The following is a 20,427-nucleotide window of genomic DNA, read 5'->3' on the forward strand; positions in this document are numbered from 1 at the left end:
TTTCCCTGTGGCGGTGGGTGACTAAGCATGAGGAAGCGGCTGTGGCCGCTGTTCTGGCTCGTATGAATGTGCCGACGGCCGCGATGCCCGTGGGGCACGCGGCGCTGTAGAGCATAGATTGCTGTCACAATAAAGAGCCGGCGGGTCAACCGCTATTTGCGTCTGTGCTTAACCGGCGATCGTGAGAAGTGCTTCAATCAGCCCGTCCCGCTTGCTGACAAGCCCCTTGTAGGCGGCCTGCGGCAAGGTCAGGGCGCGCAGCTGCTCGACGAAGGACGCGGCCAGGGCTGCGGCATCCGGCCGCTTGCGCAGCATCGTCAGCGGGTCCGAATAGATGCGGATAGTGAAGACGAGCGCACCGGTCTCAGGCAGCTTGCGCAGCGTCTGCCGTTCGATGCGGATGAAGGTCCGCTCCTCGGTCATCTCGATCGCACCGGCGGCGATGCCTTCGGATTTCGATTTCGGCAGGTGCAGCGCGCCGTCGACATTGACCGCCCAGTTGAAGCGCTCGACGAAGCGACCCGGCGGCAGGTTGTCGAACATGCGGGCAATCAGTTCGGCATTGCGGGTGCCATGCTCGAAACCCGGGACGGGGCCATGGATCTCGTTCATGGTGCGGCCGTATTTTTCGGCGAGCGACCAGGACGAGGGAAAGGCGACATAGGCAGCGTTCAGACGCCAGCCGTCTCCGGTCTTTTGCATGATGGCGAGATCGTCCTGGACAAGCGATCCCGAAACGGCCAGTGGATCATCGCCGTCGAGTGGCACGGGCTCGCCGCCGACGATCATGCTGTCGCCGTCGCGGCGGTAGATCTCTGGGTAGGCGGCCGGCAGGTAGTCGACCAGAATGCCCAGCAGTTCGCGCTGGGCGTCCTGCGTACCGTCGGCTGCGGCAAACACGGTACCGCGCGCTTGCGCAAGCAGCAGCTTCTTTTCGGAGAGATAGTGCTGCAGCTGGTCGTCCGGCTCAATCCAGCGATCGGGGTCGAGCTGGGCAAGGCCGATGGTGAAGGGTTTTGAAGAACCGTCGTAAGGCGTATGCTTCATGCGGAGCGACCGGTCGAGGTTGCGATTTAACCATATTCCCTATCGTTTCGCACGGTGAAACGCTTGTCACAAGCGGTTCGTGCTATAGCTACGGTAGAAGCATCCGCTTCGCGCCATAATTGATTAGTTCCCGGAGGCGTGACAGACCGTGACCGGTAGTCATCTCAAGGCTCTTGCGGCCCTACAGAGTAAAACACCCGTGCTGATCGCACTTTATGATCAGCACGATCGACTGCGCTTCGCCAATCCGGCGTTTCGCGCGGCCTACCATGTCGGTCCGGACGAGAGCCCGACCTGGGAAGAGATCATGCGTCGGAACCATGCCGCCGGACAGGGCACCATCCTGAAGTCGGAAGATATCGATGCCTGGATCGCCTCGACATTGCACCGGCGCGGCAAGGTGCCGTTCCGCGCCATGGAAACAGACCTGCACGACGGTCGCTGGCTGTGGATGACGGAGACGGTGGATGCGGATGGCTGCATGCTGTGCATCGCCGTCGACGTCACGACGATCCATGCCGAAGAACGGGAACTGCGCCAGGACCGCGACTTTGCGCTTCGGGCCGCCCAGGTCGACGAGCTGACGAGCGTGCCCAACCGCCGCTACACGATGGGGCGTCTCACCGAGTTCATCGCCAACTGCGCCGAGAACCCGCATATGTGGGGCTGTGTCGCGATCATCGATATCGATTACTTCAAGGCGATCAATGACCGCCACGGGCACCAGCGCGGCGACGAGGTTTTACTCGACTTTGCGCGCCAGATGCAGGAGTTCGTGCGCCGTTCGGACTGCTTCGGCCGGATTGGCGGCGAGGAATTCATGCTCATCCTGCCTGATACCACCATCAGCGAGGGCCACCGCATTCTCGATCGTCTGCTCGAACGGGTGCGCAATTCCCGCCCGCTCGAGAACATCCCGGAGTTCTTCTACACCTGTTCGGTCGGGGTTGCGGAGTATCGCGACGGGGACACGGTCAGCGACCTCTATGCACGCGCCGATCAGGCGCTCTATCTCGCCAAGCGCGATGGACGGGACCAGGTCAGGCGCCACACGCTTCCCGGCTCAGACCAGGAGGTTCACCCGGATCAGGCCCCGTAGCGAGTTGCCGAGATAAAGGTCGCCGCGGGCGAGGTCGTTAAGCGAAAGTCGCGCAACTCGCGCGCGGCGCTGGCAGATGAGCTCGGTACGCAGCACGCCGGCAAGCAGGCCGCAGGCGATCGGCGGCGTCTTGAGGATGCCGCTGCCGTCGTCGAGGAAGACGGAGGTGATCGTGCCTTCGCAGACCTCATCCTTCTCGTTCAGAAGCAGAACTTCGTCGGCCTCGCTCGGGCCGAACTCGCCGCGGGCTGCCTCATAGGCGGCGCGGCGACTGGTCTTGTAGCGCAGCAGCGGATCGCCCGACTTGAGCCGGGTGCTGGCAACCCGTACCCGCCAGACCGTATCTTGGGGGAGCGGCGCGAAGGGGGCGGTCTTCACCTCGATATGGCCGTCCGGGAAGAGCTCGAGGCGAACGCGAAGCGCGGCGCCGCCATCTCCGGCCTTGACCGCTGCAAGCAGCGCGGCCTGCGCGCCATCGGCGCCCGAAATGCCGAGACGGCGGGCGGATCGGACCAGCCGGGCGAGGTGCAGACGCAGGCGGATGAAACCGGCTTCGGGCTCGTAGCGCAGGGTTTCGATCAACGAGAAATCCGTCATCGGACGACCGCGTCATCGGCGGGCGCGACATCGCCTTCGCCGAGCGCGATCCTGTCGTCGCCAACGGCAAAGCGGGCCTTCAGGAGGCACTCTTCGTATTCGGACTGGGCGGTGCTGTCGAAGACGATGCCGCCGCCGACATTAAAGACGGCATCGCCATTTTCGAAGAGCGATATCGTCCGGATCGCGACGCTGAACCGCATCACGCCGTTCGGGGCGATGAAACCGATGGCGCCGCAATAGGCGTCGCGGGGACCGTCTTCCAGGTCGTGCAGGATTTCCATGGCGCGCATCTTCGGCGCCCCGGTGATCGAGCCGCAGGGGAAGAGCGCCGTGAAAATATCCTTGAGGCTGATCTCGGGCAGGAGCTTTGCTCGGACGTGGCTCACCATCTGGTGCACGGTCGGGTAGGTCTCGATGTCGAAGAGCTTGGGGACATCAAGCGTGCCGACCTCGGTGATGCGCGAGATGTCATTGCGCAGGAGATCGACGATCATCCGGTTTTCGGCCTGGGTCTTTTCGTCGGTGCGCATGGCGGCGATGATCTCGGCGTCTTCCGCGGCCGACGCGCCGCGCTTGGCCGTGCCCTTCATCGGGTGGGTCTCGATCCAGCCGTCCGCATCGACACGGAAGAAAAGCTCCGGCGAGCGCGACAGGAGCACTGGCCCGTCGAGCGCGACGAGCGCGCCGTACTTGACCGGCTGCCGGTCGATCAGCGACCAGAAGGCTGCGCGCGGGTCGCCGGACCAGCGGGCGCGGATCGGCATCGTCAGGTTTGCCTGGTAACAATCGCCCTTTCGCAAATGCAGGTGCAGGCGGTCGAAACGTTCGCGGTAGGTATCGAAATCCCAGCCGGCGCGCGGTTCGCTCAAGAAGGGTTCGTTCTCGGTTCGCCGCTGCGGCTCGGCGAGGGGATGATCCTCGCTCGGCGCATCGAAGATGCCGAATGACATCAGCGGCGTCTTGCGATTTTCCTCGGCAAAGCCTTCGAGCTTCTCCTCGAAGAGATGGCCGGCCTCATAGGACATGAAGCCGGCAATCCATTTGCCTGATTTGTGCGCGCGTTCAAGCTCGGCAAGGCCGCGGACAAATTCGGCCTTCGTGCGGGCCGTTATGACGCGCGAAGGCGCTGCGAAAACCGTGGTGCGGCTTTCGCTGTCGTCCCGGAACAGCACATAGGGTGCAGTGTCGTTCATAAAGTCGTCTTGTCGATCGCGCAGCGATCCGGACCCTTGTCCGGATCAGGCCTTATCAAGCGCTTCGAGTTCGTCGATGAGCCCTTCGATCATCGACAGTCCCTGTGCCCAGAACGACGGATCGGTGGCATCGAGGCCGAAGGGGGCGAGCAGTTCGGAATGGTGCTTGGTGCCGCCGGCCTTCAGAAGCTCGAAGTACTTGTCCTGGAAGCCCTGTTCGGCGTTCTGGTAGACCGCGTAAAGCGAGTTCACCAGGCAGTCGCCGAAGGCATAGGCATAGACGTAGAAGGGCGAATGGATGAAGTGCGGGATATAGGCCCAGTAGGTCTCGTAGCCTTCGGAAATCCGGATGGCCGGGCCAAGGCTCTCGTTCTGCACCGACAGCCACAGCTTACCGATATCGTCGGCCGTCAGCTCGCCTTCCTTCCGCGCGGTGTGCACCTTGCGCTCGAACTCGTAGAAGGCGATCTGGCGCACGACCGTGTTGATCATGTCCTCGACCTTCTGGGAGAGCATGGCCTTGCGCTCGCGCTTGTCCTTCGTCTGGTCGAGCAGTGCGCGGAAGGTCAGCATCTCGCCGAAGACAGACGCGGTTTCGGCGAGCGTCAGCGGCGTCGAGGCCATCAACGCGCCCTGTCCGCCGGCAAGCACCTGGTGCACGCCGTGGCCGAGCTCGTGGGCGAGCGTCATCACGTCGCGCGGCTTGCCCATGTAGTTGACGAGCACATAGGGGTGAGCCGACGGCACCGTCGGGTGGGCGAAGGCGCCCGGCGCCTTGCCGGGCCGCACCGGCGCGTCGATCCAGCGCTCGTCGAAGAAACGGCGGGCGATATCAGCCATTTCCGGCGCGAAGGCATTATAGGCGGAGAGCACCGTGTCCTTGGCCTCGTCCCAGGAGATCAGCGCGTTCGGCGTTTCCGGCAGCGGCGCGTTGCGGTCCCAGAAATCCATCTGCTCCATGCCGAGCCACTTTGCCTTCAGCGAATAGTAGCGGTGCGACAGGCGCGGATAGGCGGACTTGACCGCTTCGGCGAGTGCATCGACGACCTCGCGCTCGACGCGGTTGGCCAGATGCCGGCTGTCGGCAATATCCTTGAAGCCGCGCCAGCGGTCGGAGATTTCCTTGTCCTTGGCGAGCGTGTTGGTGATCAGCGTGAAGGTGCGGATATTGGCCTTGAAGGTTTCCGCCAGCGCCATCGCCGCCTTCTTGCGAACGTCGCTCGACGGGTCCTGCAGCAGGTTCAGGGTGACCTCGAGCGGCAGCGCTTCACCGTCGACAGTGAAGGTGAGGCTTGCCATAGTCTCGTCGAACAGCCGGTTGAAGGGGGCGGCACCGGTCATCGATTTTTCCAGGAAAAGCTGCTCCAGCTTGTCGTCGAGCTGATAGGGCTTGTCCATGCGCAGGTCGGTCAGCCAGGGCTTGTAATGGGCGGCGAGCGCGTCTGTTTCGAGTGCCTTGTCGAGGATCGCGTCGTCGATGCGGTTCAGCTCCAGGGAGAAGAACAGGAGATGCGCCGACATGTCGGTGAGCTTCGACTGCACATCGCCGTAAAGCTTGCCATTCTCCGGCTTGGACGTGTCCGAAAAATAGGTGAGGCCGGCAAACGACGCGATGCGGCCCATGATGTCTTCGAGCGCTTCGAATTCCCGCACGGCAGCGCCGATGCCGGCTTCGCCGCTCTGCGTCGCCGCTTCGGCCAGCTTGCCCTTCCACTTGGTCTCGAAGGCGATCGCGTCGGCATCGGCCTTCTTCATATCGTTGCGAAACGCATCCGAGGAAGCGGAGGCATAAAGATCCTCCAGCCGCCAGGAGGGCAGGTCACCGAGGTCGGCAGCGGCGCCATGGGTCTGGCCGGCGGCGGCGCGGACAACAAATTGCTCGGGGGCGAAGGGGCGGAAGGTCATCGTCGGATTTCTCTCGTTCGTGACAGGAAGAGGCAGCGATATGGCCCCCATTGCTATCGCCGGCAATGGATAAAATGCAAGCATTTCTCAAAACATGATGTTCAGCCCTTTATGGCACAGATGCCTGACGTGATTTGGCACATGAGGTTGGCCAAAGAGTACCGCGTGTCCAGAGCAGGAGGCTTCCGTGACATCACACATTCTGGTCATTGATGACGATCCGGTGCAGCGCCGGTTGCTGACGAACATGATCGAGCGTCTCGGTCATGTGGCGCATCTCGCCGATAACGGCCGCAGCGGTCTGGAACTGCTGGAGCGCAAGGGCGGCATGATCAATGTCATCCTTCTCGATCTCCTGATGCCGGAAATGAACGGCCACGGCTTCCTCGAAGCGCTGGCCGAGCGCGGCGTCGACACGCCGGTCATCGTCCAGACCGGACAGGGCGGCATCGAGACCGTGGTGCACGCGATGCAGGCCGGCGCCTTCGACTTCCTGGTCAAGCCGGTCTCTCCGGAACGGCTGTCCGTGGCCATCAGCAATGCGCTGAAAATGGCAAGCCGTGACGGCAAGGTCAAAACCTCGCGCCGTCCGCGCGGTGGCGCCGTCGGCTTCGACGATATCGTCTCGGCAAGCCCCGCGATGATCCGGGTGATCGACCTTGCGCGCCGCGCCGCGCAGTCCAACATCCCGATCGTGCTCGAGGGCGAATCTGGCGTCGGCAAGGAAATGGTGGCGCGCGCCATCCAGTCGGCAAGCGACAGGGTCGGCAAGCCCTTCATCACCGTTAACTGTGGCGCCATCCCGCACAATCTGGTCGAGAGCATTCTCTTCGGTCACGAAAAGGGTGCCTTTACCGGCGCGACCGAAAAGCACACCGGCAAGTTCGTCGATGCGGACGGAGGAACGCTGTTCCTCGACGAGATTGGCGACTTGCCGCTCGAGGTTCAGGTGAAGCTGCTGCGCGCGGTTCAGCAGGGTGAGGTCGAGACGATCGGCGCGCGCCATCCGCAGAAGGTGAACGTGCGGCTGATCTCGGCCACCAACAAGGACCTGATCAACGAAGTGCGCGAAGGGCGGTTCCGCGAGGATCTCTACTACCGCCTCAATGTTTTCCCGATCACCATTCCGGCGCTTCGCCGACGCAAGGAAGATATCCCGGTGCTGGTGCGCTCCTTCGTCGAGCGCTTCGCCGCCGAGCAGCGGCTGAACCAGCCGCTGACGGTATCGAGCGGTGCGCTCGCGCTTCTGACCGCCTATGATTGGCCGGGCAACATTCGCCAGCTCGAGAACGCGATCTTCCGCGCCGTCGTGCTGGCCGAGGGCAACGAACTGACGGTGAAGGATTTCCCGCAGATCGCCACTCAGATACCCGGCTACGTGGTTTCCGATCGTTCGGGCTTCTCCTGGGGCGAGGGCGGACCGGAGCGGGCGCCGGCTGGCGGCGAGACGGCATCAAGCGTCTATCCCGACTTCGCGAGTGCGGCGAAGTCCATGGAGGCGGAAGCCTCCAGCGACCCGCGCATGGAGAATGCGATCGCCAGCGTCGACGAGGGCGGAGACGTGCGCAAGCTTGCCGAAGTCGAGGAGGAATTGATTCGTTTTGCGCTGAAATTCTACCGCGGCCAGATGAGCCAGGTGGCCCGAAAGCTCGGTATCGGCCGGTCTACCCTCTACCGCAAGCTGAAGGATTATGGCATCGATCCCGATAACCCTTTGAGAGAGGCGGCATAAAATCGACGCATTCACGATTCATTAGCCGTGCTATTCAGTCACCGCCGTTTAGACCTTGTTAGTGAAGTATTCACTATATTATAAGGGGCGGTGACGACTGTGGCAAATTTGCCATGCTGTCACCTTATTTGACAGTCATCTGAGACAGCGAAGCACGGTTGTCCGTCGGACGGGGATTGAATGCCAAATTTGTTCGGTTTTAAGAAGCCGCTCGGCTCCTTAGCGAGAGTCTGCGCGGCGGTCACCCGCCGGGTGCCGCAGGTTCTGACATCCGTTGCTCTTGCGGCTGCCCTCGTTACGCCTGGTTTTGCTCCTCCCGTGGAGGCCGCAGGCCAGACCCGGACACTGAAGCTCTATTTCATTCATACTCAGGAAAAGGCGCAGATCACCTTCAAGCGCAATGGCCGCTACGACGCCAAGGGTCTGCAGGAAATCAACCGTTTCCTGCGCGACTGGCGTCGCAACGAGCCGACGAAGATGGACCCGCGCCTGCTCGATCTCGTCTGGGAAGTCTATCAGAAGAGCGGATCGCGCGATTACATCCACGTCGTTTCGGCCTATCGTTCGCCGGCGACCAACGGCATGCTGCGTTCGCGTTCGAAGGGCGTCGCCAAGAAGAGCCAGCACATGCTCGGCAAGGCGATGGACTTCTATCTGCCTGATGTGAAGCTGAAGACGCTGCGTGAAATCGGCGTGAAATTCCAGGTGGGCGGCGTCGGTTACTACCCGACTTCCGGCTCGCCTTTCGTCCATATGGATGTCGGTGGCGTTCGCGCCTGGCCGCGCATGAGCCGTGCCGAATTGGCGCGCCTCTTCCCCGACGGCAAGACCATGCATCTGCCGTCCGACGGCAAGCCGCTTCCGGGTTATGACCAGGCGGTTGCCGACTACAAGCGTCGCGTCGGCGCGTCGGCGATCCAGGTCGCCGGTGGCGGCGATACGGGCCCGGGCGATACGGCGAGCGGCAAGCGCCGCGGCAACCTGTTCGCCATGCTCTTTGGCGGCGGCGGTGACGAGGATGAAGAACCCTCGGCAATCGCAGCCGGCCCCGGTGCCGACGATGAAGGTGGCGCAGCTCCTGCTGCCAAGGTGCAGACGGCTGCCGCGCCCGCCGCTCAGGAAGCGCTGCCCGGCGTCGCCGGTTCTGTCGCCGCCGAGCCGACGGTTGCTGCCGAACAGAACATCAATGCGCCGGTCCCGGCGGTGCGGCCTGCCTTCAAGCAAGCGCCTGCCGATGGTGGCGTAGCCGTAGCCCTGGTGGCGCCGGAGAAGAGCCCCGCGCAGGAAGCCCTTGCTGCCGCCCTGCCGCCAACCTCGGAAATGCCGAGCGAGTTTGCCGACCTCGGCTCGATGAAGGTTCCTGTACCGCAAATGCTTGACCGCCGCGACATGAACACGCTCGTCGCATCCGCCGATGCCGAACCGGACATGCAGGCGCTCGGTTTCGTGCCGGTTCCGGCCGTGCGGCCCGCGGGTGACGCGGCGCTTGCCGCCGTTGCCGATGCACAGGTCGTGATCCCCTCCTTCGCGGAGCGCCCGGTCGTGGCATCCGCCGAACCGCCGCGCGACGTGGCGGCCGAAGCCAAGACCCGTGTCGCGCTTGCCCAGCCGACGCCAGCTGAACGTCAGCCGGTTGCCCAGCCGCAGCCGATCGAGATGGCAGCCTATGCGCCGCAGTCGGGTACGAATGCGCGCGCCGCGATCTTCGACAGCGCCTTCGACACGCAGGCGGAAGCTCCGGCCAAGGGCGGCCGACCGAAGAAGAACGACGCCGATGCCGCGACCCGCTCGTCGGTGCGCGCCGAGCCGAAGCTGACCCAGAAGATTATTTCCGAATGGGCGCTTTCGACCGGCCGCGTCGCAACGCTGTCCAAGCCGGTGAAGGCGCCGCGCTTCGTCAGCAAGTCTCTGCGTACTGCTCCGACGACGGTCTATGCCGCCGGCTTCTCCAGCAGCGCTGGACCAAACGTCGACACGGCCCGGTTCAGCGGCAATGCCGTCAACTTCATGGAAGTGAAGAAGTTCAGCACCAACTGAGCTTCCACCAAACCCTAGACACGAAAAAGCCCGCCGATCTGGCGGGCTTTTTCGTGTCTGTATTCTGCCTTCGCCTTATGTCGGCTCCCGGCTGCATTGAGAGCCTCTGCTGCCGGGTTCACGCGCGGAAGGCGAAGGCCGCCTGTCGGCGGCCTTCAAAAGGCTTGCTTATTCCTCGTCGGCTGCCGGCACCATGCCGAGCGCCTGGAGGTAGGTGTCGAGGATCGCTTCCTGTTCCATGCGCTCGTCGTGGTCCTGCTTGCGGATCGAAATGACCTTGCGCAGGATCTTGGCGTCGAAACCTGTGGACTTGGCTTCGCCATAGACGTCCTTGATGTCGTCGGCGATGGTCTTCTTTTCTTCTTCCAGGCGTTCGATCCGTTCGATGAAAGCACGAAGCTGATCGCGTGCGACGCCGTGAGCATCCGACATGGTCTTCTCCTTGATAGGGGGAATGGAATTTCTTGGGTGCCGTGACGTGCCGCGAACGGCCGCCAAGGTCAAGGGTGATTGCGCAACAACGCGGTCATTTCCGTGGCAGAGGCGGGCGAAACGGCCCTATTCCTTTGATCACGACGGTTTGCGTCGGCTCGATCCAGCCATCATTTTGAAGCGGCTTACGAGTTAGAGCGGAATGCCGCGGAAACCCGCATACGCCTTTCCTCACTCAGCTTTGGGCCGGTTGAACTCGAACGCCGCCTTTTGTTCTGCGGATGCTTCCCTCTGGTTGCGCTCGCGCCATTCCTCGTAGGGCATGCCGTAGATGATCTCGCGCGATTCCTCCTTGGCAAGCGGAACGCCAGCCTGTTCGGCGGCTTCGCGATACCAGTTGGACAGGCAGTTGCGGCAGAAGCCGGCGAGGTTCATCAGGTCGATGTTCTGGACATCGCTGTGCTCGCGCAGATGGTTGACCAGCCGGCGAAAGGCGGCGGCCTCGAAGGCGATCTGTTGCTCCGGGGTCAGTTCGGTCATGGTCGCTCGTCCTCTTCATCATAGGCGCCGGTGCGCGAGATGTGCCGCTCGTACCGATGCAGTTCGGGCATGGCGTTGAGGCTTGCCAGGATCGGCGCCAGCCGCTCGGCCCAGGCGGCAACGCCTTCAGAGTCGGCGATCAGATCCTGCCGCACCTCGATCAGGGCATGCGCAATGCCCGGCACCATGCAGTGCCGGAACATGGTATCGCCGCGCAACGCGCCGTCATAGGGTTCATTGTTGCCGACGACGATATCGCCCGGTGCCTCGAGCCTGTCGATCAGTGGCCGAACGGCGCGGCCGTCGCTGTCCCAGAGGACGGCGGCGTGCCAGGGACGGGCGACGCCCTTCCAGGCCGGCGTGTAGGAATGGATGGAGATGACCAGCGGTGCTGCGCCATGCGCCTCGGCGCTTCGGCCGATGGTCTCGGAGACGGCGCGGTGATAGGGACGATGGAACCGGTTCAGCCGGTTCTCCCACTCCTTCTCGGTGATGGGATGGTTTCCCGGAATGATCGCTCCGTCGGAAATCCGCATGATCAGCGTCGGGTCGTCCTCGCCGCGATTGGGATCGATCAGCAAGCGCGAGAAGCAGCCGAGAACGGCCGGCGCATCGAGCATCGCAGACAGGCGCCGCACGAGCGCTTCGACACCGATATCATAGGCGATGTGCCGCTCGAAGGCCGCGGCGGGAAGGCCGAGACTGCCATACTCGGCAGGTAGCCGGTTCATCGCGTGATCGGCAAGGAGCACGAGCCCGGTTGTGGGCTTGGCTTCGATAATCTCATAGGGAGAATAGTGTTGCATGCCGTTCCAGTCCGTTTCAGCGCCCCGTCTCGCTGATCGCACGCGAGGGCGTCAATCGCAAGAAAAACGCAACTGTTTATCGAAATCCGAAAGCAATTTACCGATTGTAATCGATTAGAGTTACGTTGACTTTCGGGGCTGCCCGTCGCAAGAAAGTGCCACGCAAATCAAAACGGAGTTCCATCGGAAACCGTGTCCAGATATCCTTTTTCCAAAGCGAAGCCGGGGCTGACGACACTGGGAGGCATCCTCCTGTTTCTCCTGGCAACATCAAGCTCATTTCTTTTCGCCAGCGACGCACGCGCCGACTTCCGCGTGTGCAACGGCACCCAGACACTGGTCGGCGTAGCCATCGGCTACCGAGCCAAGGACGGCTGGATGACGGAAGGCTGGTGGCAGGTGCCTGCCAACACCTGCGCGACCCTGATCGAGGGCGAGCTACAGTCACGATATTATTATCTTTACGCGGAAGATGCGGCCCGTGGCGGCCGCTGGACCGGTGACGTCAACATGTGCGTTGCCGAGAACGAATTCAAAATCACGGGCGTGCAGGACTGCTTCGCCCGCGGCTTCCAGCGCATGGGATTCAAAGAGTACGACACGGGACGGCAGGGAAGCTGGATGGTTCAGCTTTCGGATCCGTCCGGCACGCAGGAAAGCCAGAATTGATGAAGCGGAACAGAAAAGTCAAAATCCTCGCAACGCTCGGACCGGCGTCTTCGGACGAGCAGATGATCCAGAAGCTGCACGAGGCCGGGGCCGATCTGTTCCGCATCAACATGAGCCATGCGAGCCACGACGTGATGCGCACGCTGGTGCAGCGCATCCGCGCAGTCGAGGCGCGCTGTGGCCGGCCGATCGGCATCCTCGGCGACCTGCAGGGACCGAAGCTGCGCGTCGGCAAGTTCGCGGAAGGCAAGGTGGACCTGAAGGTCGGCCAGACCTTCACGCTCGACAACAAGGACGAGCCTGGCGACAACACCCGCGTCTATCTGCCCCATCCGGAGATCCTCGAAGCGGTCAAGCCCGGCCATCGGCTGCTGATCGACGACGGCAAGCTGCACCTGAAGGCTGAAAAGACCGATGGCAAGAGCATCGTCACGACGGTCGTCGCCGGCACGAAGATCTCCGACCGCAAGGGCGTCAGCCTGCCCGATACGCTGCTTGCCGTCGGCGTACTGACCGACAAGGATCGTGCCGACCTCGACGCCGTTCTGGCGACCGGCGAATTCGACTGGGTGGCGCTCTCCTTCGTGCAGCGTCCGGAAGACCTGGCAGAGGTTCGCAAGATCGCCCGCGGCCGCGTCGGCCTGATGTCGAAGATCGAAAAGCCGCAGGCGCTCGACCGCATCGACGAGATCATCGAGCTCTCCGACGCACTGATGGTTGCCCGCGGTGACCTCGGCGTCGAGATGCCGCTGGAATCGGTGCCGGGCCTGCAGAAGCAGCTGACGCGCGCATGTCGCCGCGCCGGCAAGCCGGTAGTGGTCGCCACGCAGATGCTGGAATCGATGATTTCGGCTCCGGTCCCGACGCGTGCCGAAGTCTCCGACGTCGCGACGGCCGTCTTCGAAGGTGCGGACGCCGTCATGCTTTCGGCAGAATCGGCCTCGGGCGAATATCCGGTGGAAGCCGTTTCGACCATGGCGTCGATCGCCAGCAACGTCGAGCGCGACCCGCATTATTCCAGCATCATCTACGCGCAGCGCACGCCGCCGGAAGCCACCGGTGCCGACGCGATTTCGCTTGCGGCCCACCAGATCGCCGAGACGCTGCGGCTCTCTGCCATCGTCTGCTACACCTCGTCGGGTACGACGGGTCTGCGCGCCGCCCGCGAGCGGCCGCAGGTGCCGATCATCGCGCTGTCGCCGATCGTGCAGACGGCGCGCCGCCTCTCGGTCGTCTGGGGCCTGCATTGCGTGGTCACCGAGGATGCGACAGACCTCGACGACATGGTCAACCGCGCATGCCGCATCGTTGCCTCGGAAGGCTTCGGCAAGCCGGGCGAACGCATCATCATTTCGGCCGGCGTGCCGCTCGGTACCCCGGGCGCGACCAACATGCTGCGTATCGCCTATATCGGCTCGGACGGCATGAGCGGCGTCTGACGCCCGCTCTCTTTCTCGGACTGCAACGAAACCCCAGGAGCGCTGATCCGCTCCTGGGGTTTCGTGTTTTGTTGATGATGGCAGCTAGCGGGATAACGGGCGCGCCGAGAAAGGCTGCCAGATGAGGTGCGGCCCAACGGATGGCCTGGCACGATCAGGGTGTCTTGGCGGCGGCAAGCCTTTCTTCGGCGCGCTTTACTGCCGCATCCAGATCCCCGGGCTTGCCGGCCAGCTTCTCCACCGCGGCGACGATGACATCGGTGACCACATAGTCGGGCTTATGGCCGAGATTGCCGATCCAGAGCAACTCGGCGCCGGGGATATCGCGCGCCAGCCCGCGTGAGTGGATATCGGCCAGCACGATGCCATCGCTGTCGCCGGTGATGATCACCGTCGGTGCGGCGATCTCCCGGTAGCGCGGCGCGGTCGCGGTCAGATAGGCGTGCAGGTTGGCGATGTCGCGGGCATTGCTGAGGAAGGTCGAGGGACGCAGCACGAGATGCGGGCCAGTCTTGTCGATGTAGTCGGCCGGCCGTGGATTGGGCGAAAAGATCGAGTGTGTGCCGCCCTCGATGCGCCGCTGCCCGAGCGGCGTCACCAGCGTGTGGGCGAAGAGCCAGCCGACGAAGGGCAGGGCCGTCAGGCGGTAATACCAGTCGATGCCGCCGGGCCAGGGATGGGTCGCCGGCGCCAGCAGGACGAGGCCGGCGGTCTTGTCCGGGTGGTTAAGGGCGAAGCTCGCTGCAATCGCGCCGCCGAAGGAGTGGCCGACGATCACGGCGCGACGAATGCCGCGCTTGTCCATCAGCTTTGCGGTCGCATCCGCCTGACCGTCCGGCAAGTCGTTTTCCGGCCCGCCGCGCTCCGAGTAGCCGTGGCCCGGGCGATCGACGAACAGCATCTCGGCGCGGCCGTCAAGGGCCGGTGCGAAGGCATGCAGCTGGTCGAGCAGGTTGCCGCTGGCGCCATGGATGAAGACGACGGGCAAGAGGTCGGCTTGTCCGCCGGCGGGCAGGTGTACGCTGTTCATGCGGTAGCCGCCGATGTCGATCAGTTCGCCGACATTGGGAAAGCGCCGGGCGAAGCTACGCGCGTGCCAGAGGCTGTAGGCGACGCCGGCGAGTATCAGTGCAAGGGACAGGAGCGCAACTGGGAACATAGTCTCTATTTGTCTTCCGGCGCCCGGCTTTCAAGGCGTAAGCGAACCCTTGGGGCCACCGGCACTTATCCTTTGCCATTGCGGCCAGATGTCGTCCACGGCGCGCCGGCGGGCCAGCACGAACTCTGGCAGCGCCCCATCCCGGTTGCCTTTGTTGTAGCGGTTGTCCGTGCGATCGACAACGAGGACCGGAGGCGCGCCGAATTGATCGGCTGTGATGTCGACGATGAAATCGCCGCATTCGACCCAGGCATGGCTTTGCCAGCTCTTCCCGCAGTTGAAGCCGAACGGTCCGATTTCAGGCTCCAACGGCCCGCTGCGCGGCGTTCCGCAGACCCAGTCGGCGCTGAAGCCTTGGGTGCTCAAGACGCGCTGCAGGAACAGGCTCGTGCGGCCGCAGGTGCCTTGCGAGGCGATCGTGGGGCGGTCCGCGCCGGCGTGACGATGCCATTCGATCCAGATCGGTTCGATGAAATGGCGCGCGGCTGTCGCGATCTTCAGAAGCGATGTCCTGTCGGAGAGGATGGGCGGTGGCGGGCTTGGCAATCGACTGGAACACGCGTTGTCAGGTCTTGCTGCCGGCGAGTTTTTCGGCAAGTTCGCCCAGTTGTTCCTGCGCCTTGCGATCGGCGGGATAAATGTCCAGGAACTGTTCCCAGGCACGCATGGCAAGCTCATCCTTGCCGGAGGCGCCGAGGATCGCCGCCATGCCGGCAAGCGCGCCAAAGTGGCGGGGCTCGATCGACAGCACGCGATTGATGTCCGACATGGATTTCCGGTAGTTGCCCATCGCGTAATGCAGTGTCGCGCGGCGGTTCCAGCCTTCGACATAATTGGGTGCAAGGGCGATAACCTGGTCGAGGATATCGAGAGCGGCCGGCTGCTTGTTGTCGGTGATCGCCTTGTCGGCCCATTGCATCAGCAGGTTGACGGTGGCGCTGCCGGAATCCTGCCACTCGATGCGGATCTGGTTGGAGAGCTCGCGTGCCTTGTCGGGGTCGCGTTCCTTTTTCAGGTCGGCGAACAGGGTGTCGAGGCGCTGCTTCGGGGTGGTGAGGCTGGTTGCTTCCGGTTGGGTCGAGGCTTCCGCCGCGAAGGAAACATTGCCAGCTCCCGTGGAGGTGGCGAGCAGGGCGGAACACGCCAGAATCAAGGGTATAAAAACTCGCATGGCGAGCATGTTAGCTCGCCACGGAATAACTTCAAAATCAATTCTGGGACATCGCTTGAGCGCTGTCCCCAAGTCCCCTGTCGGGTCTCAGCCCTGACGAGCCTTGAAGCGCGGGTTGGACTTGTTGATGATGTAGATGCGGCCCTTGCGACGAACCAGACGGTTTTCGCGGTGGCGGGTCTTGAGCGACTTGAGCGAATTCTTGATCTTCATTTTCCTGATCCGCAGGTTTCGGGGAATGAAAATTCGCCCGGTATCTCTAACAATCAAAAGCGCGCCCGTGAGCGCGCTCCTTTAAGGTGGGATGGCAAATACCGTGTCACCCCTGGTGTGTCAACCACAAGACGCCCCATTTTGGTGTCTTGCCCCGCATTTCTATGGTCCTCAGCCGCGGACGAGCCGCGTGACGTGGCCCATTTTGCGGCCGGCGCGGGCCTCGGTCTTGCCGTAGAGGTGCACCAGCACGTCATCCTCGGCAAGCCATCCGGGGACCGTGTCGAGGTCGTCGCCGATCAGGTTCTGCATGACGCAGTCCGAATGGCGACGCGGATTGCCGAGCGGCAGTCCGGCGACGGCACGGATATGCTGCTCGAACTGCGAGACGACGCAGGCAGCTTCCGTCCAGTGGCCGGAATTGTGCACGCGGGGCGCCATCTCGTTGACGATCAGGCTGCCGTCGGCGAGCACGAAGAACTCGACGCCGATGACGCCGACATAGCCGAGCGCATCGAGGATCGCCTTGGCGGCAACCCGTGCCGCTTCGCCGGCCGCAGCACCGATCTCTGCCGGGACCGTCGAGGTATGGAGGATGCCGTTGCGATGCACGTTTTCCGCCGGATCGAAACAGGCAACGGCGCCATCGGGCGCGCGGGCGGCGATGATCGAGATTTCGCGCTCGAAGGGCACGAAGCTTTCGAGGATCAGCGGTACGCCGCCGAGTGCTGCGAAAGCGCCCGCTGGGCTGTCTGCCGTCGAGCGGAAGACGCGCTGTCCCTTGCCGTCATAGCCGAGGCGACGGGTTTTCAGCACGCCGGTCCCGCCGAAATCCGCAAGGGCCGCTTCAAGGTCGGCCTGGCTGTCGACGGCATGGAAGCGCGCCGTGGCAATGCCGCAGCCGTTGATGAAGCGCTTCTCGGTGAGGCGGTCCTGCGCGACTTCCAGCGCTTTCGGTGGCGGGAAGACGGGGCGTTTTGCCGCCAGTCGCTCGGCAGCCGCGACCGGAACGTTCTCGAATTCATAGGTTATGATGTCGCTGACTTCAGCAAGCTTTCCGAGCGCGGCTTCGTCGTCATAGGCAGCGACGATCTGGTCGTTTGCGACCTGGGCAGCCGGACAGTCGACCTGCGGCTCGAGGATGACCGTGCGGAAGTTCAGTCGGGCGGCTGCCATCGCCAGCATGCGGCCGAGCTGGCCGCCGCCGATAATGCCGATGGTGGTCATGCCTCGTCCACCGGATACTCGGCAACGGCAATGGTCTGCTGTTCGCGCCAGTCGTCGAGCCGGTCGGCGAGGTCCTCGTCGCCAAGCGCAAGGACGGCTGCGGCAAGGAGGGCTGCGTTGACGGCACCGGCACGGCCGATCGCCAGCGTTCCGACCGGGATGCCGGCCGGCATCTGGACGATCGACAGCAGGCTGTCCTGGCCGGACAGTGCCTTCGACTGCACGGGGACGCCGAAGACCGGCAGCGGCGTCATCGAGGCACACATGCCGGGCAGGTGCGCAGCACCTCCGGCACCGGCGATGATGACCTTGAAGCCCTCGTCGCGGGCGCCCTTGGCGAAGCTGACCAGCCGATCGGGCGTGCGATGGGCCGAAACGATGCGTGCCTCATAGGGAATGTCGAGCGCGTCGAGCGTATCGGCGGCGTTCTTCATCGTCTCCCAGTCCGACTGGCTTCCCATGATGATGGCGACGGGTGGGGTCGTGGTGTCGATCACGTCTGTCCTGTTCCGCGTTCAGGCGATGATATCGGGAATGATCTGGTCTTCGATCTTGCTGATCTTGTCCTTGATCGCCAGCTTCTTCTTCTTCATGCGCTGCACTCTGAGCGCGTCGCAGCCGGTCTCGATCATGGCGTTGATGGCAGCATCATAGTCTTCATGTTCCTGCCTCAGCCGCGCGGCGGTCAGTCTGAGTTCGGCCTGGTCCTGGTCCGGCATGCAAAGCGATCCCCATCAGCCCGGTTGCGAAGTCCTCCTCGAACCGGAATTTCATGCGCCGCTCTATCACATCTTGGGCGGTAACGGGAAGTTATCCCTCGTCATCATTTCGCCTTCGACAAATGAAAAATGGCATGGCACAGTAGTAAGGTTACAACCATGAAACATCCGGCATTTGCGTGCCGGATGCAAGCAAAAGGAAGGGACTGCCAAATGACTGTTGAGGCTCATCTTGCAACGCTTGAGAAAAAACATGGCGCCCTGGAGCAGGAGCTCCACGTAGCGATGAATCAGCCGTCCGTGGAAGACGAACTGATTACCGATATCAAGCGAAGGAAGCTGCGCATCAAGGACGAAATCGAAAGGCTTCGCTCCTCGACTCACTGATTATCAACGGTATTTCCCAGAACCATCGGGAAGCGCCATCTCCCCTCTGAGTAGGCGCAACAAGGTTTAGAACCAATCCCCCACAGTGGAATATATGGAATTTCGGGCCGGGCTTGACGCCCGGTCCTCTTGTTTTCCGGGTCGTCGCTTCCAAGCTCAAGACCAGAACTGGTCGAGCCAGAGGTTGAGGCGGTCAAACCCCGGCCGGTTGATCGCATAGATCCGCCGCGTGCCGCTCGCCGAGACCGAGACCAAATTGCAGTCCAGCAAGGCTTTCAGGTGCTGCGATACGGCCGGACGGCTGATCGGCAAGCCTTCGGCCAGCTCGTTCACGGTTTTCGGCGCGCGCCGCAATTCCTCCAGCAGGTAGCGCCGGTTCGGGTCCGCAATGGCATCGAAAGGGTCCGCGATCGTCATGGGCGGACGTTAGGCGAATTTTTGCAAGGCAGCAAGAATTTTGTGCGGTGCGAAACGCTAATTTTGCTTTGCAATATTTCCGTAATACTTGGGTGGCGGCTCAGCCGCCCGCAGCGAGGCCGACGATACCGTCCCAGAGCAGCTTCGAGCCCGCGATGAAGGCCATGCTATACATGAAGGGGTAGAAGATCTGCGGCTTCATGCGGCGAACGATAAAGGCGCCGCACACGGTCGCGACGATCGCGAGCGGAAAGAGCGTCGCCGAGATTTTCAGGTTGCTGAGGTCGAGTTGCCCGAGTGCGAAATAGGGAATGAGCTTCACCGCGTTCAGGATCGCGAAGAAGCGCACGATCGTGCCGGTATATTCGCGCGGGTCGAGCTGCAGTGGCAGCGCGTAGATCTGGAAGGGCGGGCCGCCGGCATGCGCAACGAAGCTGCCATAGCCGGCGAACGAGCCCCAAAGCGCCGCCGGCCCGGCCCGCTGCGTCTTCGGCGCGATGGTGATGCCGAGGCGCATGCGCCAGATGTTGTAGACGTAGCGAAGCACGAAGAGCACGGTGATCAGGCCGATGATCAGGCGGAGCAGGTCACGCGAGACATAGGCGGAGGTTGCCCAGCCGATGACGATGCCGGCAATGGCGCCGGGCAAAAGCATGAAAAGGGTCTTGCGGTCGCCATGCTTGCGCCACATCCAGAGCGATACAAGATCCATCGCGATCAGGATCGGCAGGAGAAGGGCGGCGGCCTGGACGGGCGACACCGCCATCGACAAGATCGGTACACCCATGAGCGAAAGTGCTTCCCCCATGCCGCCCTTGCTGAGGCCGACAAGCAGAACGGCCGGGATGGCGATAAGGTAGAAGTCGAGATCCGGAAGCATGGGTGGCTGTTGATCCTTTTGCAGTCTCCGTCTATCGGTTTTCGGAAATGAAATCGAGCGCTGGTTTCGCGGCTTACGCGGCACAGCCGGAAATGGATATCTGAGCATGACAACAGAACGCTGCCGCCTGGTGCTGATCGCGCCCGACATGCCCGATGCGGCGGAACGTGCCAAGGTGCTCGCCGACGCGCTCAAGGGTGGCGACGTCGCCTCGGTGATCGTGCCGCAATACGGGCTCGACGATAGCGAGTTCCAGAAGCATGCCGAGCGCCTGGTGCCGGTCATCCAGGAGGCGGGCGCCGCAGCGCTGATCGCGGGCGACTCGCGCGTTGCCGGCCGCGCCAAGGCGGATGGCCTGCATGTTTCCGGCAATGCCGAAGTGCTCGGTGAGGCGGTCGAGAAGCACACGCCGAAGCTGATCGTCGGCGGCGGCAACGCGGCCGACCGCCACCATGCGCTGGAGATCGGCGAAGTGCGCCCGGACTACGTGTTCTTCGGCAGGACCGACGGCGACATCAAGCCGGAGGCGCATTCGAAGAACCTCGCGCTTGCCGAATGGTGGGCGTCGATGATCGAGATCCCGTGCATCGTCATGGGCGGCACCGATCCGCAATCGGCGCTTGCAGTGGCGGAGACCGGTGCCGAGTTCGTGGCGCTTCGTCTGGCCGTCTTCGGTGAGCCAGGACAGGCGCCCTCCGTCGTTGCCGCGGTCAACGCGTTGCTTGACGAAAAAGCGCCACGGTTTGAAGATTAAG

At 63.0% G+C, this 20,427-nt stretch carries 23 protein-coding genes; 7 read left to right on the forward strand and 16 right to left on the reverse strand.

Annotated features, from left to right (window positions below; genetic code table 11):
* Window positions 1-168: 168 nt before the first annotated feature.
* Window positions 169-1,047 (reverse strand): DUF3445 domain-containing protein, encoded by an 879-nt coding sequence (locus IB277_RS18205; protein WP_060581091.1) that lies wholly within the window; start codon window positions 1,045-1,047, stop codon window positions 169-171.
* A 148-nt stretch (window positions 1,048-1,195) separates the two neighbouring features.
* Here IB277_RS18205 and IB277_RS18210 point away from each other — a divergent pair, with 148 nt between their 5' ends.
* Window positions 1,196-2,146, forward strand: coding sequence for a sensor domain-containing diguanylate cyclase (locus tag IB277_RS18210; RefSeq protein WP_034806098.1), 951 nt, complete (start codon window positions 1,196-1,198; stop codon window positions 2,144-2,146).
* On the opposite strand, the gene IB277_RS18215 is transcribed toward IB277_RS18210, so the two are convergent.
* From IB277_RS18215 to IB277_RS18225, 3 genes are read right to left on the reverse strand one after another with little or no spacing between them, the layout of a single operon-like run.
* Window positions 2,111-2,743 carry an aminotransferase class IV family protein gene (locus IB277_RS18215; protein WP_060518639.1) on the reverse strand — a complete coding sequence of 211 codons (633 nt, stop codon included), beginning with the start codon at window positions 2,741-2,743 and terminating at the stop codon, window positions 2,111-2,113. The genes IB277_RS18210 and IB277_RS18215 overlap by 36 nt on opposite strands.
* Complete coding sequence (locus IB277_RS18220; RefSeq protein ID WP_110819204.1) at window positions 2,740-3,939, reverse strand: aminodeoxychorismate synthase component I; 1,200 nt, start codon at window positions 3,937-3,939, stop codon at window positions 2,740-2,742. Before IB277_RS18220 ends, IB277_RS18215 begins: the two co-directional genes overlap by 4 nt.
* A gap of 45 nt (window positions 3,940-3,984) precedes the next feature.
* Window positions 3,985-5,844 carry a M3 family oligoendopeptidase gene (locus IB277_RS18225; protein WP_192371331.1) on the reverse strand — a complete coding sequence of 620 codons (1,860 nt, stop codon included), beginning with the start codon at window positions 5,842-5,844 and terminating at the stop codon, window positions 3,985-3,987.
* 187 nt (window positions 5,845-6,031) lie between these two features.
* Between IB277_RS18225 and IB277_RS18230 the strand changes: the two genes are divergently transcribed.
* Both IB277_RS18230 and IB277_RS18235 read left to right on the forward strand, forming a co-directional pair.
* Complete coding sequence (locus IB277_RS18230) at window positions 6,032-7,576, forward strand: sigma-54 dependent transcriptional regulator (protein ID WP_034806104.1); 1,545 nt, start codon at window positions 6,032-6,034, stop codon at window positions 7,574-7,576.
* Between the two features lie 180 nt (window positions 7,577-7,756).
* Window positions 7,757-9,613 carry a DUF882 domain-containing protein gene (locus tag IB277_RS18235; RefSeq protein WP_090299705.1) on the forward strand — a complete coding sequence of 619 codons (1,857 nt, stop codon included), beginning with the start codon at window positions 7,757-7,759 and terminating at the stop codon, window positions 9,611-9,613.
* 168 nt (window positions 9,614-9,781) lie between these two features.
* Here the strand turns inward: IB277_RS18235 and IB277_RS18240 are convergent, their stop codons facing one another.
* From IB277_RS18240 to IB277_RS18250, 3 genes are all read right to left on the reverse strand, one after another.
* Window positions 9,782-10,045: a DUF2312 domain-containing protein gene (locus IB277_RS18240; protein ID WP_034806111.1), complete on the reverse strand. Its 264-nt coding sequence runs from the start codon at window positions 10,043-10,045 to the stop codon at window positions 9,782-9,784.
* Between the two features lie 231 nt (window positions 10,046-10,276).
* Window positions 10,277-10,585, reverse strand: a complete 309-nt coding sequence (locus tag IB277_RS18245; protein ID WP_090299706.1) for a DUF1244 domain-containing protein — start codon at window positions 10,583-10,585, stop codon at window positions 10,277-10,279.
* Window positions 10,582-11,391 (reverse strand): N-formylglutamate amidohydrolase, encoded by an 810-nt coding sequence (locus IB277_RS18250; protein WP_090299708.1) that lies wholly within the window; start codon window positions 11,389-11,391, stop codon window positions 10,582-10,584. Before IB277_RS18250 ends, IB277_RS18245 begins: the two co-directional genes overlap by 4 nt.
* Before the next feature lie 192 nt (window positions 11,392-11,583).
* On the opposite strand from IB277_RS18250, the gene IB277_RS18255 reads away from it, so the two are divergent.
* The gene (locus tag IB277_RS18255; protein ID WP_051659725.1) at window positions 11,584-12,060 is read left to right on the forward strand and encodes a DUF1036 domain-containing protein; all 477 of its coding nucleotides are present in this window, start codon (window positions 11,584-11,586) and stop codon (window positions 12,058-12,060) included.
* Window positions 12,060-13,499 (forward strand): pyruvate kinase, encoded by a 1,440-nt coding sequence (gene pyk / locus IB277_RS18260; protein ID WP_060518631.1) that lies wholly within the window; start codon window positions 12,060-12,062, stop codon window positions 13,497-13,499. The genes IB277_RS18255 and pyk overlap by 1 nt, the downstream gene beginning before the upstream one ends.
* Before the next feature lie 154 nt (window positions 13,500-13,653).
* Here the strand turns inward: pyk and IB277_RS18265 are convergent, their stop codons facing one another.
* The 7 genes from IB277_RS18265 to IB277_RS18295 all read right to left on the reverse strand — a co-directional run bounded on the left by IB277_RS18265 (window position 13,654) and on the right by IB277_RS18295 (window position 17,988).
* Window positions 13,654-14,658, reverse strand: coding sequence for an alpha/beta fold hydrolase (locus tag IB277_RS18265; protein WP_090299710.1), 1,005 nt, complete (start codon window positions 14,656-14,658; stop codon window positions 13,654-13,656).
* 30 nt (window positions 14,659-14,688) lie between these two features.
* Window positions 14,689-15,024: a hypothetical protein gene (locus tag IB277_RS18270; protein WP_143034267.1), complete on the reverse strand. Its 336-nt coding sequence runs from the start codon at window positions 15,022-15,024 to the stop codon at window positions 14,689-14,691.
* A gap of 199 nt (window positions 15,025-15,223) precedes the next feature.
* Window positions 15,224-15,838 (reverse strand): tetratricopeptide repeat protein, encoded by a 615-nt coding sequence (locus tag IB277_RS18275; protein ID WP_034806119.1) that lies wholly within the window; start codon window positions 15,836-15,838, stop codon window positions 15,224-15,226.
* 78 nt (window positions 15,839-15,916) lie between these two features.
* Window positions 15,917-16,042 carry a type B 50S ribosomal protein L36 gene (gene ykgO / locus IB277_RS18280; RefSeq protein ID WP_034806120.1) on the reverse strand — a complete coding sequence of 42 codons (126 nt, stop codon included), beginning with the start codon at window positions 16,040-16,042 and terminating at the stop codon, window positions 15,917-15,919.
* Between the two features lie 171 nt (window positions 16,043-16,213).
* The gene (locus IB277_RS18285; protein WP_090299712.1) at window positions 16,214-17,269 is read right to left on the reverse strand and encodes a 5-(carboxyamino)imidazole ribonucleotide synthase; all 1,056 of its coding nucleotides are present in this window, start codon (window positions 17,267-17,269) and stop codon (window positions 16,214-16,216) included.
* A complete protein-coding gene (gene purE, locus IB277_RS18290) occupies window positions 17,266-17,730 on the reverse strand; it encodes a 5-(carboxyamino)imidazole ribonucleotide mutase (RefSeq protein ID WP_034806641.1) in 465 nt (154 codons plus the stop codon). The genes IB277_RS18285 and purE overlap by 4 nt, the downstream gene beginning before the upstream one ends.
* A 54-nt stretch (window positions 17,731-17,784) precedes the next feature.
* Window positions 17,785-17,988: a YdcH family protein gene (locus tag IB277_RS18295; protein ID WP_034806122.1), complete on the reverse strand. Its 204-nt coding sequence runs from the start codon at window positions 17,986-17,988 to the stop codon at window positions 17,785-17,787.
* Between the two features lie 213 nt (window positions 17,989-18,201).
* Here IB277_RS18295 and IB277_RS18300 point away from each other — a divergent pair, with 213 nt between their 5' ends.
* The gene (locus tag IB277_RS18300) at window positions 18,202-18,375 is read left to right on the forward strand and encodes a YdcH family protein (RefSeq protein ID WP_034806123.1); all 174 of its coding nucleotides are present in this window, start codon (window positions 18,202-18,204) and stop codon (window positions 18,373-18,375) included.
* A 156-nt stretch (window positions 18,376-18,531) separates the two neighbouring features.
* Here the strand turns inward: IB277_RS18300 and IB277_RS18305 are convergent, their stop codons facing one another.
* A complete protein-coding gene (locus tag IB277_RS18305; protein ID WP_090299717.1) occupies window positions 18,532-18,792 on the reverse strand; it encodes a helix-turn-helix transcriptional regulator in 261 nt (86 codons plus the stop codon).
* 100 nt (window positions 18,793-18,892) lie between these two features.
* On the reverse strand, window positions 18,893-19,672 hold the full coding sequence (locus IB277_RS18310; RefSeq protein ID WP_034806126.1) for a sulfite exporter TauE/SafE family protein: 780 nt from the start codon (window positions 19,670-19,672) through the stop codon (window positions 18,893-18,895).
* A 106-nt stretch (window positions 19,673-19,778) separates the two neighbouring features.
* Here IB277_RS18310 and IB277_RS18315 point away from each other — a divergent pair, with 106 nt between their 5' ends.
* Window positions 19,779-20,426 (forward strand): thiamine phosphate synthase, encoded by a 648-nt coding sequence (locus IB277_RS18315; RefSeq protein ID WP_060605949.1) that lies wholly within the window; start codon window positions 19,779-19,781, stop codon window positions 20,424-20,426.
* Window position 20,427: the final 1 nt, after the last annotated feature.

The organism is Ensifer sp. ENS07 (genome assembly GCF_014852185.1).
In the GTDB taxonomy this organism is placed as follows: domain Bacteria; phylum Pseudomonadota; class Alphaproteobacteria; order Rhizobiales; family Rhizobiaceae; genus Ensifer; species Ensifer adhaerens.